Annotated in this window: 14 protein-coding genes; 8 read left to right on the top strand and 6 right to left on the bottom strand. The window is 63.0% G+C overall.

The window, feature by feature from the left end; genetic code table 11:
* Positions 1-18: 18 nt before the first annotated feature.
* Positions 19-486, top strand: coding sequence for a YybH family protein (locus ABD842_RS06175; protein ID WP_345111531.1), 468 nt, complete (start codon positions 19-21; stop codon positions 484-486).
* Positions 487-539: 53 nt separating this feature from the next.
* Here ABD842_RS06175 and ABD842_RS06170 read toward each other — a convergent pair whose 3' ends face one another.
* From ABD842_RS06170 to ABD842_RS06160, 3 genes are all read right to left on the bottom strand, one after another.
* Positions 540-848: a hypothetical protein gene (locus ABD842_RS06170; protein WP_345111529.1), complete on the bottom strand. Its 309-nt coding sequence runs from the start codon at positions 846-848 to the stop codon at positions 540-542.
* 70 nt (positions 849-918) lie between these two features.
* Complete coding sequence (locus tag ABD842_RS06165; RefSeq protein WP_345111526.1) at positions 919-1,329, bottom strand: DUF779 domain-containing protein; 411 nt, start codon at positions 1,327-1,329, stop codon at positions 919-921.
* A 156-nt stretch (positions 1,330-1,485) separates the two neighbouring features.
* Positions 1,486-3,015 carry an aldehyde dehydrogenase family protein gene (locus ABD842_RS06160; RefSeq protein ID WP_345111525.1) on the bottom strand — a complete coding sequence of 510 codons (1,530 nt, stop codon included), beginning with the start codon at positions 3,013-3,015 and terminating at the stop codon, positions 1,486-1,488.
* A gap of 185 nt (positions 3,016-3,200) precedes the next feature.
* Between ABD842_RS06160 and ABD842_RS06155 the strand changes: the two genes are divergently transcribed.
* Together ABD842_RS06155 and ABD842_RS06150 are read left to right on the top strand one after the other, a co-directional pair.
* Positions 3,201-4,130: an AraC family transcriptional regulator gene (locus ABD842_RS06155; protein ID WP_345111522.1), complete on the top strand. Its 930-nt coding sequence runs from the start codon at positions 3,201-3,203 to the stop codon at positions 4,128-4,130.
* 226 nt (positions 4,131-4,356) lie between these two features.
* Positions 4,357-5,574: an MFS transporter gene (locus ABD842_RS06150; RefSeq protein WP_345111519.1), complete on the top strand. Its 1,218-nt coding sequence runs from the start codon at positions 4,357-4,359 to the stop codon at positions 5,572-5,574.
* On the opposite strand, the gene ABD842_RS06145 is transcribed toward ABD842_RS06150, so the two are convergent.
* From ABD842_RS06145 to ABD842_RS06135, 3 genes are all read right to left on the bottom strand, one after another.
* Positions 5,548-6,492, bottom strand: a complete 945-nt coding sequence (locus ABD842_RS06145) for a TIGR03915 family putative DNA repair protein (protein WP_345111516.1) — start codon at positions 6,490-6,492, stop codon at positions 5,548-5,550. The two genes, ABD842_RS06150 and ABD842_RS06145, sit on opposite strands and share 27 nt — an antisense overlap.
* A gap of 73 nt (positions 6,493-6,565) precedes the next feature.
* Positions 6,566-6,745 (bottom strand): hypothetical protein, encoded by a 180-nt coding sequence (locus ABD842_RS06140; protein ID WP_345111513.1) that lies wholly within the window; start codon positions 6,743-6,745, stop codon positions 6,566-6,568.
* A gap of 96 nt (positions 6,746-6,841) precedes the next feature.
* On the bottom strand, positions 6,842-8,107 hold the full coding sequence (locus tag ABD842_RS06135; RefSeq protein WP_345111510.1) for a putative DNA modification/repair radical SAM protein: 1,266 nt from the start codon (positions 8,105-8,107) through the stop codon (positions 6,842-6,844).
* Positions 8,108-8,362: 255 nt separating this feature from the next.
* On the opposite strand from ABD842_RS06135, the gene ABD842_RS06130 reads away from it, so the two are divergent.
* From ABD842_RS06130 to ABD842_RS06110, 5 genes are all read left to right on the top strand, one after another.
* Positions 8,363-10,282, top strand: a complete 1,920-nt coding sequence (locus ABD842_RS06130) for a BamA/TamA family outer membrane protein (protein WP_345111507.1) — start codon at positions 8,363-8,365, stop codon at positions 10,280-10,282.
* Positions 10,283-10,381: 99 nt separating this feature from the next.
* Positions 10,382-11,218 carry a CvfB family protein gene (locus ABD842_RS06125; RefSeq protein ID WP_345111505.1) on the top strand — a complete coding sequence of 279 codons (837 nt, stop codon included), beginning with the start codon at positions 10,382-10,384 and terminating at the stop codon, positions 11,216-11,218.
* 99 nt (positions 11,219-11,317) lie between these two features.
* On the top strand, positions 11,318-11,998 hold the full coding sequence (locus ABD842_RS06120) for an NAD-dependent epimerase/dehydratase family protein (RefSeq protein ID WP_345111502.1): 681 nt from the start codon (positions 11,318-11,320) through the stop codon (positions 11,996-11,998).
* 93 nt (positions 11,999-12,091) lie between these two features.
* A complete protein-coding gene (locus tag ABD842_RS06115) occupies positions 12,092-12,661 on the top strand; it encodes a hypothetical protein (RefSeq protein ID WP_345111499.1) in 570 nt (189 codons plus the stop codon).
* A gap of 328 nt (positions 12,662-12,989) precedes the next feature.
* Positions 12,990-14,360 (top strand): T9SS type A sorting domain-containing protein, encoded by a 1,371-nt coding sequence (locus ABD842_RS06110; RefSeq protein WP_345111496.1) that lies wholly within the window; start codon positions 12,990-12,992, stop codon positions 14,358-14,360.
* Positions 14,361-14,644 lie beyond the last annotated feature (284 nt).

Genomic DNA, 14,644 nt, shown 5'->3' with positions numbered 1-14,644 from the left:
TCACCAAAACCTGGTTTTATGAAGTCCCTTCTTTGGATGCTGCCCCTCACCGCGGCCCTCGCCACCTCCTGCACCAAGACGGCTGATACCGCCGCGGCGGGCGTTACGGCCCAGGCGTTGAATCAGCAGTTTATCAGCGCCTGGAACAGCAAAAATGCCATCCAGCTTGATACCATGTTTGCCGACGACGTGCACTTCCTGCAGGGCGAAACCCACTTCCAGGGCCGCTCGGAGGTATCGAACCGCTGGGTGCGCGAAACGATGGGCACTATCTCCAACCTGCGCCTGAACGTGGCCAGCTCCGCCACCGACGTGCAGACGGCCTACGAAGGCGGCACCTACAACGTGGACGTCATCCCGACCACGCCCGGCGTGCCCATGGGCCAGGGCGAAGGCAACTTCATCCTGCTCTGGAAGAAGAACCCCAAAGGCGTCTGGAAGCTCAGCTACGCCCAGCTGGAAGGCCTGCCCGTGCGGGTTCGGTAGTCCTGCGCTGCTCATTCCTAAAAGCCCCTCACGCTACCGTGCGTGAGGGGCTTTTACTTTGTGGGCCGGGCGCACCGATACACCCGCGTACCAACGGCTACCGCAGCTGCATTTTCGTGGGTGAGCAGCAGCGCCCGCACCGGGGTAGCTTCGGCGTCCGGCGTATCAGCCGGGCGGGTTATTTCCTCCACGCTGGCCGTGGCCACCTCCTGCCGGCCGTCGGGAAAAACGAGCTGTACTTCCCAGACGGTATGCAGGTCCAGCTCTGCCAGGCCCGGCTGCGGCCCGGCCGCCACCAGCAGCACGCCCAGGCCGGTGAGGCTGAAGCTGTCCTGTACCTGCAGCAGTAGTTCTGAGTTCATGCACGCTGATACGCAAAAGGCCCCGGCAAGTAGTTGCCGGGGCCTTCTTTTGGCTCATCCTGCGCCGGGCCTACGCCTGCGCCGGGCGCTCCAGGTACTCTTCGCCTTGGTGCACCGGCGCCATGTGCCTGGATTCTTCCTCCGTAAACAGCCGGGAGCGAATCAGGAAGCGGACGCCGAGCGGGATTTCCAGCGAGAAGCTCGCGCCCCGGCCCTTGGTTACGTCGATGGTGAGCTGGGTATGCTTCCAGTACTCGAACTGGCTGGTGCTCATGAAAAAGTCGCAGCCGTGAATCTGGCCCAGCCACACGTCGTTGCCGCCGATGCGGAACTCGCCTTTGGCAAAGCACATCGGCGACGAGCCGTCGCAGCAGCCGCCGCTCTGGTGAAACATCAGTGGGCCGTTTTCGTCGCGCAACAGGTCGATGGTGGCCTCGGCGGCGGGGGTGGCCAGCACGCGGGGAGTTGGTTCGGAAGACATTGGAGCGGGGAAAAATCCAGAAAACAGTAGAACGCCATGCGCAGCCGGTCGAAGCTGCGTCACCCCACGCGTAATCAAAGTTACCGTGGCGGCAAAAGCATTTCGCGGGGCTCCGCATGACGTTCTTTTACTAACGGCTACGGCCGGAGCAGTGGCTTAAAAGAAGCCCAGTTTCTGCTGGCTGTAGCTGATGAGCATGTTCTTGGTCTGGCGGTAGTGGGCCAGCATCATCTTGTGGTTTTCGCGGCCGAAGCCCGAAGCCTTGTAGCCGCCGAAGGGTGCGCCCGCAGGGTAGTCGTGGTAGCAGTTGACCCACACGCGGCCGGCCTGAATGGCCCGGGGCATGGCGTACAGCTCGTGCGCGTCGCGGCTCCAGAGGCCGGCGCCGAGGCCGTAGAGCGTGTCGTTGGCCATCTCAATGGCCTCGTCGTTGTCTTTAAACGTGGCCACGGACAGCACCGGGCCGAAGATTTCCTCCTGGAAAATCCGCATTTTGTTGTGGCCGCGGAAGATGGTGGGCTGGATGTAGTAGCCGTCGGTCAGCTCCTCATGCTCGTGGGTACGGTGGGCGTCGCCGCCGGTCAGCACTTCGGCACCTTCGGCCTTACCGATTTCGAGGTAGCTCAGAATCTTCTCATACTGGTCGTTGCTGGCCTGGGCGCCCATCATGGTTTCCGGGTCGAGCGGATGGCCGAGCTTAATGGCTTTCACGCGCTCAATCAGCCGGGGCATGAAGGCCTCGTAGATATCCTCGTGGATCAGCAGGCGCGAGGGGCAGGTGCAGATTTCGCCCTGATTCAGGGCAAACATGGCCGCACCCTCCAGGCACTTGTCGAGGAAGTCGTCGTCGTGGTCCATCACCGACTTGGTGAAGATGTTCGGCGACTTGCCGCCCAGCTCCATCGTCACGGGAATGATATTTTCGGCGGCGTACTGCAGGATCAGGCGGCCGGTGGTGGTTTCGCCCGTGAAGGCCACCTTCTGCACGCGCCTGTTGCTGGCCAGCGGCTTGCCGGCTTCCAGGCCGAAGCCGTTCACCACGTTCAGCACGCCCGGCGGAATCACGTCCTGCAGCAGCTCCATCAGCACCATAATGCTGGCGGGCGTCTGCTCGGCGGGCTTCACCACCACGCAGCAGCCGGCCGCCAGGGCCGGCGCAATTTTCCAGGTCGCCATCAGCAGCGGGAAGTTCCAGGGAATGATCTGCCCGACCACGCCCAGCGGCTCCTGAATCACGAGCGAGAGGGTGGTTTCGTTGAGCTCCGTGGCCGAGCCTTCCTCGGCCCTGATCACGCCCGCGAAGTAGCGGAAGTGGTCGATGGCCAGCGGCAGGTCGGCGGCCATGGTTTCGCGGATGGCCTTGCCGTTTTCCACGGTTTCGACCGCCGCCAGGTGGGCCAGGTTGGCCTCCATGATGTCGGCAATCTTCAGCAGCACGTTGCTGCGCGTAGCGGCCGACGCCTTACCCCAGGTTTTGAACGCTTCGTGGGCCGCGTCGAGGGCCAGCTCAATGTCCTCCTTGGTGCTGCGGGCTACTTTACAGAACGCCTTGCCGTCGATGGGCGAAGGATTATCGAAGTACTGACCTTTCACCGGCGCCACCCACTTGCCCCCAATGAAGTTGTCGTAGTGCGACTTAAACTTGGGGCGGGCAACGAGTGTGGAGGGGTTTTCTAACGTTTCCATGAAGTGGTTTTTAGGAGTGGGAATACGTGCGGACTTGACTGGTCCAAGCTAGCCTACTTCCCGGCTCCGACAGCTCTCTTATCGTCGCACAAAAGCGGCCTATCGTCGCAACTTTGGTGAGTACTTACTACCTTAGAAACAGGCTTCCCGCTTCCGAGTCTCTTCTCCGTCCAAGTCCGCCGCCCATGCCTTCCGTCCACCTGCCCGCCGCGCTGCCTTTGCACCCTGCTGCCCAGCTTTCCACGCTGGTTGAGAATCGCACGGTGTACAGCCTGGACGCGTTTGAGCTGAACGTGTTCGAAACCCACCAGCGGGCCCACCGCGTGCCCCTGAGCATGGGCAGCCTGGTGCTGACGACGATGCTGCGGGGCAAAAAGGTGATGCACCTGGCCGGCCGGCCCGCCTTCGAGTATCTGCCCGGCGAATCGGTTATCGTCGGGGAAGATCAGACGATGGTCATCGACTTCCCCGAGGCCGACGAAGCCCATCCTACCCAGTGCCTGGCCGTGGCTATTCCCACCGACACCATCCGCCAGACCATCGACCTGCTCAACGAGGAGCACCCGCGGGCCGAGGAGCATCTGCCCTGGCACCTCGATGCGGCTGACCACGCCCACTTTCAGAATACGCCCGAGCTGACCGGCACGCTGGAGCGCCTCGTGCAGCTCAGCCGCGACACGGGCCGCATCAAGGACGTGCTGGCCAACTTCACCATTCAGGAAATGCTGGTGCGCCTGATGCAGACCCAGGCCCGGAACCTGATTTTTCACAACTACCAGCAGCACGCTACCTCCCACCGCTTCGCCCACGTGGTGCAGTACATCAAGCAGCACCTCACCGAGCAGCTCACGGTGGAAAAGCTCTCGGAGCTGGCCTGCATGAGCAAAGCGACCTTCTTCCGGGTATTCAAGCGGGAGCTGGGCCTCACGCCCATTGAGTACATCATTCAGGAGCGCCTTGCCGAAGCCAAGCGCCTGCTGCGCCACCCGCTCAGCTCCGTAGCCGACGTATGCTTCCGGGCCGGCTTCAACAACACGGCCTATTTTCAGAAGCTGTTCAAGCAGTACGAAGGCGTGACGCCGGGCTTGTACAAAAAGCAGTATGCCGCGTCGTAGCAAAGTTTTCTGACCGCCAGCTGCGGAGCACTCCTGCCCGCTTCGGCGCTGAGCACCCGGCGCCTGGGTAGCTGCGCCAACCTTTGCCGGCGGCCGCCCGGGGCTAGGGCTACATGCTCGTTTCGGAACTGAATATCCCCCCGACGCCAACCTTCCCGCCGCCCAACCTGTTTACCGGGGCCAACTCCGCCAGCGGCACTTGTCGCCGCGGTGCTAATTCGCCCTGATGAAAGTAGCTGCAGCGGCGCAAGCCGAGCTTGTGCCCGAAGATCTTCGTCCTACCACTCCCCCGATTCCCCTGGCCCCGGCGCTGGTGTGGCTGATGGCCATCACCTGCGGCCTGGTAGTAGCCAACATCTACTACAACCAGCCCCTGCTGGCCGAAATCGGCAAGACGTTCGGCGTGTCCGACAGCCGGGTGAGCCTGGTAGCCACCGTCACCCAGATTGGCTACACCCTGGGCCTGCTGTTTGTGGTGCCACTGGGCGACAAGCGGGAGCGCAAGAGCCTGATTCTGGGGTTGCTGCTCTGCTCGGCAGTGTGCCTGGCCGGGGCGGCCTTTGCGCCCACGTTTGCCCTGCTGGCGTTGGCGAGCCTGCTGATCGGCATCTTTTGCGCCGTGCCCCAGCTGCTGATTCCGATGGCTGCCTCCCTGGCCAGCGACGAAGAGCGGGGCCGGGTTATCGGCAAGGTGATGAGCGGGCTGCTGATTGGCATTCTGGTGTCGCGCACCATCAGCGGCTACGTGGGCGCCCACTTCGGGTGGCGCACGATGTTCTGGGTGGGCGCCGGGCTGATGGTACTGCTAAGCGGCATTCTGGCCCGGATGCTGCCGCGCAGCCAGCCTACCTTTGCCGGCAGCTATGGCAGCCTGCTCAAATCCCTGGGTCCCCTGATCCGAAACCTGCCCACGCTACGCCGCTCGGCTTTGGTGGGCGCCTGCATGTTTGCCGGCTTCAGCGCCTTCTGGACTACGCTGGTGTTTTTTCTGGACAGCGGCACCTACCATTACCATAGCGACGTGGCCGGCCTGTTCGGCATCATCGGGGCCAGTGGGGCCTTTGCCGCGTCCTTCGCCGGCAAGTCGGCGGACAAGAAAGGCGCCGACTATGCCCTCAACCTTGGCATTGTGATGTTCCTGGGGGCCTACGCCCTGCTGGCCGTGGGTGGCTACCACCTCATTGGCCTGATTATCGGCGTCGTGATTCTGGACGTGGGCCAGCAGATGACCCACATTTCCAACCAAGCCCGCATCTTCGTACTCCTGCCCGAGGCCCGCAGCCGGCTCAATACGGTGTATATGACGGCCTGCTTTATCGGGGCTTCCGCCGGCTCGTTTGTCGGCGCCCTGGCCTGGACGAGCTTCCAGTGGCCCGGCGTGTGCGGTGTCGGCTTGGGTTTTGTGAGCGCAGCGTATTTAGTCAACCGGTTTTACGGGCGGTAAGGTCGCGCTGCCCGCGCCAGTGACGGGCCGCTTGTTTTTGATGGGCTCACACCGCTGCTCCCGGGGCTGCTTTTCGCTCAGATACTTCCAGTAGCGTAGCGGCATGTGGCGGCGGTGCAGCTTGATATTCCTCCGCTCCGGGATGTTGACGTGGTCGAAATAAGACTGCCAGAGCAGCTTGAACAGCGGCTCCCGCTCGTCGAGCACCGTGGCGGAAATATCGGTGTGGCGCCGGGGGGTGTTGGCTTCGAACTGCACCACGTCGGTGCGGGTCAGGTCGTAGTAGAGGCCGTAGCGGCGGCGCTTGTCAAAAATCAGCCAGCGCTGGTCGGCGTAGCGCTTGGTGAAGTGGGGCGCAATGAGCGGCAGCACGTCAAAATCGGGCTCGATGGTGGCGTGAAACAGCCCGTCGGCAGTTTTCTCAAAGCGCACGAAGGCTTCCATGCGGTGCTTTTCGCGGTACATCTGCTGGGCCAGGCGCTGCACCCGGCGCACGTTGTCGTCGGCGTAGTTGTCGGAGATGTCGCGGGCGGAGCGCATGGCCAGATCGGCGTAGCGAAAAATGACCAGCTCCCGGTCGGGCTGCTCACTCAGAAAGGTGTGAAACAGCCGGGTGCGCGCCTCCTGATCCATGTGCCGCAGCAGGCCTTCCCACACCCGGGCCGCGGTAGCCTCGTGGGTTTCAATTGCCACCGTTTGGGCAAATAAGCCGCCCTGCAGCATCTGCGGCGGCTGGATGCTGTTGGGCGCCGCCTTCCGGTCATAAATGGCAAACAGCACCGTTAGCAAGCCCTCGAAAGACCCGTCGTAAGTGTAATCCAGAGGAGCCGCCGTCAGCGCAGGCGCTACTGCGCGCTGCGGCCGCGGGGCCGAAGCAGCAGGCACTGAAGCAGGACGTGAAAGGGAAGAGCCGCTCATGGGGACGGGTAAGCCGTATACGAGGTGGAGGCTGACTGCTGATGTGCAGCCGCAGGCAGGAAAAATCCGGGAGCTAAGCCGCTTCGGAACGCTGCCGGGCCACGGCGGTGGCGCGGGCGGCGGCGTGCATCTGCTGTACCAGCGGCAGCAGGTCGGCCAGCTTGCAGCAGCAGGCCATACGGGCTACTTTACCGGATTTAACAGCTTCGAAAGGAAGGGCCGGCGCGTCGGCAGCGCGGTGGGAGACGGTCATGGCGTTTTTGGTTTTTGGTGATTCGTTTTTAGTTTTTGGCAGTTCATTAAGGAGTCAGGGGAGGCCAAAAACCAAAAACGAACTGCCAAAAACCGATTAAGAGGCCTGAGCAAACAGGTCGAGCTGCTGGGTGACCAGCGCGGAGCGGACGGAGCCCGCGCCGAACAGAATCTGGCGGCGGATAGTCTGCTCGTCGAGCTCGCGCGTTTCGAGGGCCTGGCCGCGACAGGTCAGGAAGAACTTGGCCCGCTTGAGCACGACCCCGAATTTGTGCAGGTGGTCGAGGGTGATGGTAGCGAAGCGCCGGGCGGCCACAATGCGCTTGGCCGAGCGGGCACCCACGCCGGGAATGCGCAGGATCATCTCATAGTCGGCCGTATTCACATCCACCGGAAACACGTGGCGGTTGCGCAGGGCCCAGGCCAGCTTAGGGTCAATTTCGAGGTCCAGAAACGGGTGCTCGGGGTCCAGAATCTCGTCGGCCTCGAAGCCGTAGAAGCGCATCAGCCAGTCGGTCTGGTAGAGGCGGTGCTCCCGGATGACGGGCGGCTGGGTGAGCTGGGGCAGGCGGGCGTCGTCGGTAATCGGGATGTAGCCCGAGTAGTACACCCGCTTCAGTCCGTAGCCTTTGTACAGGGAATCGGTGAGCTGGATAATCTGCCGGTCGTTTTCGGCCGAAGCGCCCACAATCAGCTGGGTGCTCTGGCCGGCGGTGGCAAACTGCGGCACTTTCTTGAACAGAGCCTTTTCCTCCTTGTTCTGCCGGATGCCGTCCCGGATCTGGGCCATGGGCGTCAGAATCTCCTGGTAGTTTTTCTCCGGTGCCAGGGTGGTCAGGCTCAGCTCCGAGGGCAGTTCGATGTTCACGCTCAGGCGGTCGGCATACAGCGCCGCTTCGGCAATGAGCTCCTCCGAGGCGCCCGGAATGGCTTTGACGTGGATGTAGCCGTTGAATTTATGCTCGGTGCGCAGCTTTTTCACGATGCGCACCAGGCGCTCCATGGTGTAGTCGGGCGAGGAAAAGATGCCGCTGCTCAGAAATAAGCCTTCGATGTAGTTGCGGCGGTAGAAGTTCATGGTCAGATCCACCACTTCGTCCACGGTGAAGGCGGCACGCTTCACGTCGTTGGAGCGGCGCGACACGCAGTAGGCGCAGTCGAAGATGCAGTGGTTGGTAAGCAGGATTTTGAGCAGACTCACGCAGCGGCCGTCTTCGGTGTAGCTGTGGCAGATGCCCATGCCCTCGGCATTGCCCAGGCCGCGGTTCTCGTTTTTGCGCTTGCCGCCGCTGCTCGAGCACGACACGTCGTACTTGGCCGCATCGGCTAATATGCTTAGCTTTTCCTGAATCCGCTCGTTCATTAGGCTGGGTTTACGGCTTAAAAATAGTTGTTGCCTTCGGATTTAGCAACTCTTTGTTAAGCTAATTTTTTTAGGAAAAGTTTCGGCAGCGGCGCATTATTTGCCGCCCCGGGCCCTTCTGGCGCGGGTGGGAAATCGGTTGAATCTGGCGCGGGGAGTTGCGGCCCCGGCCGGGCAATTCGTACCTTGCCGTAGCCTGACCCGGCGGCCGGGTCTGCACTTTCGGCCCGGCCGCCGGGTTGTGAATTATTAATGATGCTCCGCTCCGTTTTCTCTTCGTTTCTGCTGCGCTGCTGCCTGGGCGTCCTGCTGCTGCTGGGCGCGGCCGGCAGGGCGCGGGCTCAGCAGCCCATGCCCGCGAAGCCCATCATCACCGACTCGGCCCGCACCCAGCCCGAGGTGCGCAGCGACTCGCTGCGCCGCCGCTTCGACCAGGAAAAGGTACTGCTGGGCCTCAAAAACTACACCCGCCGCAAAACGATTGCCGGCAAGGCAGCGTCCGTGCTGTTCAACTTCACGGCCCGCAGCGAGGACCGCGCCGGCCTTGACGCCCAGCTGCTCGACCGGCAGTTTGACCAGCACAACTACAAGGTCGTCCGCAGCATCAGCATCAGCACGCTCGACGCCTTCGGCTACAGCATCAGCGACCCGACGCGGCAGCCCAAAAACATTCTGGAGAAAAGCGCCAACGCGCTGCACATCAAAACCGTCCGTTCGCGGGTGCGGCAGGTGCTGCTGTTCCGCACCGGCGAAGAGCTCAAGCCCCAGGCCCTGGCCGAGTCGGAGCGCTTGCTGCGGCAGACGCCGGAAATCCTGGATGCCCGCGTGTTTGTGAACGAGGCCACCACCAACCAGGACAGCGTCGACGTGCAGATCATCACCAAGGACCTGTTCAGCATTGGCGGCTCCATCCAGCTACGCGACGTGGGCGCGGGCGTGGTGGCCCTGCGCGACGTGAACTTCCTGGGTCAGGGCCACCAGTTCCGCAACCGCTTCGAGTACGGCCGCAACGAGTCGCAGAGCTGGAGCTACGACGGCAGCTACCTGGTGCCGTTCCGCAACTTCGTGAATGCCCAGGCCAGCTACCGCAACACCTACCAGTACCAGGAAACCGGCGTGGGCGTGTCGCGGGGCTTTTATTCGGTCAACACCAAATATGCCGGGGCCGCCTCGTTCAATATGGTGGAGCAGGGCGTGACGCTGGTAGCCCCGCCGCCCGGCGAGCCGTACGTATTCGTACCCCTGCGCTACAACGTGCAGGATATGTGGATGGGCCGCGCCCTGCGCCTGCGCAGCTACGACCTGGGCTACGAAAACCCGGGCCGCGTTATCGTGGCGGCCCGGGCCATCAACACCAACTACACCCTGCGGCCCGACCCCGGCTTCCGCGACAATATGCTCATGCTGGGCACGGTGGGCTACAGCGTGCGCCGCTACTACAAGGACAAGTACCTGTTCGGCTTCGGCCGCACCGAGGACATTCCGACCGGCACGCTGCTGAGCCTGACCGGCGGCTACGAGCGCAACGCCCTCGACAACCGCCGCTACTACGCCCTGCGCGCTTCCACTGCCGGCTACAACGTGCGCAGCGGCTACCTCTACCTCAGCGGGGAGTTTGCCAGCTACGTGCGCAGCCGCGACAACGACTGGCAGCAGGGCCTGCTGCACACTGAGCTGCTGTACTTCACCCGCCTCTACCACACCGGCAACTGGCAGTGGCGCCATTTTTTCTGGAACCGCTCGGTTATCGGCTTCAACCGCCACCCCGGCGACCAGCTGCTGACCATCGACGGGGAACGGGGCCTGCGGGGCTTCCAGCCCGAAACCAACCTGCGCGGTACCAGCCGGTTTGTCATCAACTACGAAGCTACCGTGTACACGCCCGTCTCGTTTCTGGGCTTCCGCATGGCCGCCGTGGGCTTCCTGGATGCCGCCTGGCTGGCCACCAAGCCCGGCTACGAGCTGCCTTTCCGCCAGACGCCCTATAGTGGGCTGGGCCTGGGGCTGCGCTTCCGCAACGAGTACACCGCCATTCGCACCGTGCAGATTCTGCTGGGCTTTTACCCGCGCGGGCAAAACTCGCCCAACGGCGTGCGCATCTTCGAAAGCTCCCGCCCCTACTACGACTTCAGCGACTTCAGCTTCGGCCAGCCCGGCCTGGTGCGCTACGAGTAGCCGGGGCTAAATGAGCAGCGCGGGCCCGGCCAGGAACGTTACCTTTGGGCGGGGAACGTCCCGCCCGACTTCCCCATCCCCCCACTTCACCACTGCCCCATGCTTGCGCTCGGCGATTTTAACGAACTGGAAGTAGCCCGCGCGGTCGACTTCGGCCTCTACCTCACCTCCGACGACGGCGACCTGCTGCTGCCCGGCAAGTACGTGCCCGAGGGCACCCAGATCGGCGACCGGCTGCGCGTGTTCGTGTACCGCGACTCCGAAGACCGCCTGATTGCCACCAACCTGGTGCCGCTGGCCAAGGTGAACGAGTTTGCCGCCCTCACCGTGCGCGACGTATCGGAAGTAGGCGCTTTCCTGGACTGGGGCCTGGAAAAGGATCTTTTTCTGCCCTACCGCAACCAGCGCCGGGCCCTGCGCCCCGGCCAGCGCGTCACGGTATTTGTGTACCTCGACGAGACGTCCGACCGGATTGTGGCCAACGCCAAGTGGGAGCGGTACCTGCCCGACGTGGATTTCCCGGGCCAGGCCGGCGACCAGGTGGCGCTCTTCGTGGCCGATGACACCGAGCTGGGCTACCCCGTTATCGTGAACGGCGTGCACCAGGGGCTGCTTTACCACAACGAGGTGTTTCGCCCCCTGCGCCTCGGCGACACGCCCACCGGCTACGTGCGCCAGGTGCGCCCCGATGGCAAGCTCGACATCAGCCTGCAGAAAGCCGGCTACGACGAAGCCCTGGACGCGGCCGACACCCTGCTGGAAGTACTGCGCAAAGCCGGCGGCACGCTGCCGCTGTCCGACAAAAGCGAGCCGGACGATGTCTACCGGCGGCTGGGCATGAGCAAGAAGGTATTTAAAAAGGCGCTGGGCACGCTCTACAGGCGCGGCCTGGTACAACTCTCGGCCGAGGAAACGCGTCTGGTAAGCGGAGAATAGTCCGCGCTGTATTCTTCGGCGCGGGTTTCGTTCCCGGGCGGCCTTCCTGCGTATGGAAAGGCCCGGCCGCCGACCACCCGACGATTTCGCCTCCGCGCTATGAAACTCCAGAAAACCGCCCTCATTGCCGGCGCCAGCGGCCTGATCGGCTCGCAGCTGCTGCTCCTGCTGCTGGCCTCCGACCGGTACGCCAAAGTCATTGCCGTGGGGCGGCGCCCGGTTCCGTACGTGCACCCCAAGCTGGAGCAGCGCGTGCTGGAGCTGGACTACCTGGAAGAACACCGCCTCTCGCTCATCGCCGACGACGTGTTTTGCTGCCTGGGCACCACCATGCGGCAGGCCGGCTCCCGGGAGGCGTTCTACAGAGTCGATTACCTCTACGTGGTGAAGCTGGCGGCCGTGACGGCCGCTAACTTCGCCGCCCAGCTCATCGTCGTGTCGGCCATGGGTGCGGATCCCGCATCCCGCATCTATTACAACCGGGTGAAGGGCGAGATGGAGCAGGCCGTGCGGCAGACGCCATTCCGGGCCATCCACATCTTCCGGCCCTCACTGCTGCTCGGGGAGCGGGGCGAAAAGCGCACCGGGGAGCAATTTGGCGCCGTGCTGCTGCGCGTGTTCCACCCGGTGCTGGTCGGGCCGCTGCGCAAATACCGGGCGGTGGCGGCGGCCGTGGTAGCCCGAGCCATGGTGCGCGCGGCCGAGGACGACGGTGGCGGCGTGCTGGTGCACTCTTCGGATGAAATAGCGGCAGCAGGCGAATTAACCCGGCAGGTTTAGGGCGGTTTGCTTACTTTTGTCCTACTTTTCATCATTCTCCTTTCGGGTTGCCCTATGAAGCAGTTGCGGTTTACTTTCTTTTTTCTTCTTCTTTTGTTACCCGGCCTCCTGGCCAATGCCCAGTCCAAGAAAAAGTCCGGCAGTGGCAAAAGCGGCGGCAGCAGCAACTCCGGCTACAATACGGGCATCGGCCTGCGCGGCGGGGGCTATTCCTCGGGCCTTACCATCAAGCACTTTCTCAGCGGCAAGAACGGCGTAGCCATCGAAGGCCTGCTCACGACGGAATACAAAGCCAAGGGCGGCCGGCTCACCCTGCTCGGAGAGAAGCATCTGAGCGTGGCCGACGTGCAGGGCCTGCAGTTCTACTACGGGGCCGGATTTCACGCCGGCGCCTACCAGGGCCGCTACTACTTCGCCGATGATCGGTACTACTACAAAGGCCGTAAAGGCGACATTTACCTGGTGCGGAGCAACCGGGACAGCTATTTCTACGACGAATCGACCTACCTCGCCGTGGGCGCCGACCTTATTCTGGGCCTCGAGTACAAGCTGCAGGACCTGCCTTTCGTGGTCGGCGTCGACTACAAGCCATTCTTCGAAGTATTCAACGGCTACACGGGCTTCTACAACGATGCCGCCGTCAGCCTGCGCTTTACGTTCTAGTCCTGCACCCCGCCCGTTCGGGCTGGTAGTCTGCAGCAGAACCTGATTTTTCCTAAGCCCGGCCGGAGCACTGCTTCGGCCGGGCTTTTTTGCAGTACCCGCCCGCGCGGGCGGGGGCCGGGCTCAGCGGAACTGGTTCGCATCTTTTTATATAACAAATTGTATATATAATATCATGCGTGCTAACAACTAAAGTATCTGGCCTACTATAGCCGCAGGCAACATCTTCTGAAAATCAAATACTTAGCGCCATTTTTTTATATTTACTGAATTCAATATAGAGCTTTCGGGCTCGGGTCCTTTTCTCCTCCTGCTTTCCCATCCGGCCATGAAAACGCTCTGCCTGCTTGTTCTGCTGCTGCCTTTGCTGGCAAGCCTCACTCCCGGGGCGGCCCAAACCCGCCACCTGCCGGCCCCGGCGCCCACGCGGCTCGAAGCCGCTTTGCAGCACTACTCCCCCCGGCTACGGCTGGCGGCGGCCCCCAGCCCGGCCCGGCGGCCCGGCCAGACCAGCCTTACCCGGCCCGGCCGCGGGGTCGTCTACGACTGGAACGCTGCTGCCGGCGCGTGGCAGGACCCGCAGGTTATCCTGTATGCCTACAACGCCCAGGGCCAGCCCAGTCTGGAAACCCGGGCCGACTCGGCTACGGCCGTTCCCAGCTTCCGCCTGCAGTACACTTACAATGCCCAAAACCAGCTCACCGAAGCCCTGCAGCAGGATTACTTCGGCACGGCCTGGACCAATTCTTTCCGGCAAACCACCGCTTTTGATGCCCAGGGCAATGCCACCGAAGAGCTGGGCCAGGACTGGATCAGCGGGGCCTGGAGCACCACGTTTGGCTCCCGCTACGTTAATACCTACACGGCCGGCAACTTCCTGGCCCAGCAGGTAGTCCAGACTTTCGACGCCGCTACCACAACTTTCGCCGACGACTACCGGGTGTCCTACAAAGTGCCGGTGGCGGGGCCCTACACCGAGTTTACGGTCCAGCGCTGGAACGCCGGGCAGTGGCAGGACGAGTCGCGGGTGACGGCCATTGTGTGGCACAGCGCTGAGCGGCAGCTGCCGCTCAGCCTGGAAGTACAGATTCCCATCAATGCGGTCTGGGTGAGCGTGCAGCGCCTGACGGCGGCCTACCAGCCCAACGGCAGCAGTGTGGCCATCACCGAGCTGCGGCCCAACCCCAGCGGCCCCTGGCTGAACGACGCACGCACCACCGATACCTACGACGCCTACGACAACCAGACGGACCTGCTACACGAAACCTGGGACGGCACCGCCTGGATCCTCAACGACCGGTACCACGCCCTGCTCACCTACGACGCCCAGCACGTGGTGCTGCGCCGGGATGAGCAGCTGGCCACCGGCAGCAGTGGCGGACAACTGATAAATCAGCGGCGCTTCAACTTTGGCAGCTTCCTGGTTATTCCGCTGGCCACTACGGCGGGCCAGCTTCCGGCCCTGCGCCTGAGCCTGTATCCCAACCCGACGGCCGGCCCGGCCACGCTGGAACTTACGGGCCCCGGCAGTCCCGGTCCGCTGACGGCCGAGGTCCGTAACGCGCTGGGGCAGGTGGTGGCCACGCTGCTTGTTCGCCCGGGGCAGCCCACGCGGCTGCCCCGACTTCCGGCCGGAGTGTATGCCGTGCTGGTGCCCACCGCGCAGGGTCGGCTGGTGGGCCGGCTGATGCAGCAGTAACCTCCGCCCTGCGCCGCCGCCGCGGGCGGCTGCTGGGGCTCCTTCGCAGTGCCTACCATGCTTTATATCCCGGGCCGACGCAACTATTGTCCTTTCCGCCGTCTCATAGCTGCAGCACCCCGGCTTTGCCTTATTTTTGCCCGTTACTTCTTTACCCGTCTTCATGACTACTTATCTACTAGAGTTGTTCCCAAATAGTATTTTTGGGCATGCTAGATGTGAATACGATTACAGACGACCGCCAAATGCGGGCGTTGACGGGCTTGGATTTGGAAGCGTTTTGT

The sequence above is a fragment of the Hymenobacter algoricola genome (assembly GCF_039539525.1).
Lineage (GTDB): Bacteria > Bacteroidota > Bacteroidia > Cytophagales > Hymenobacteraceae > Hymenobacter > Hymenobacter algoricola.
This window is presented reverse-complemented; position numbering and strand designations above follow the sequence as displayed.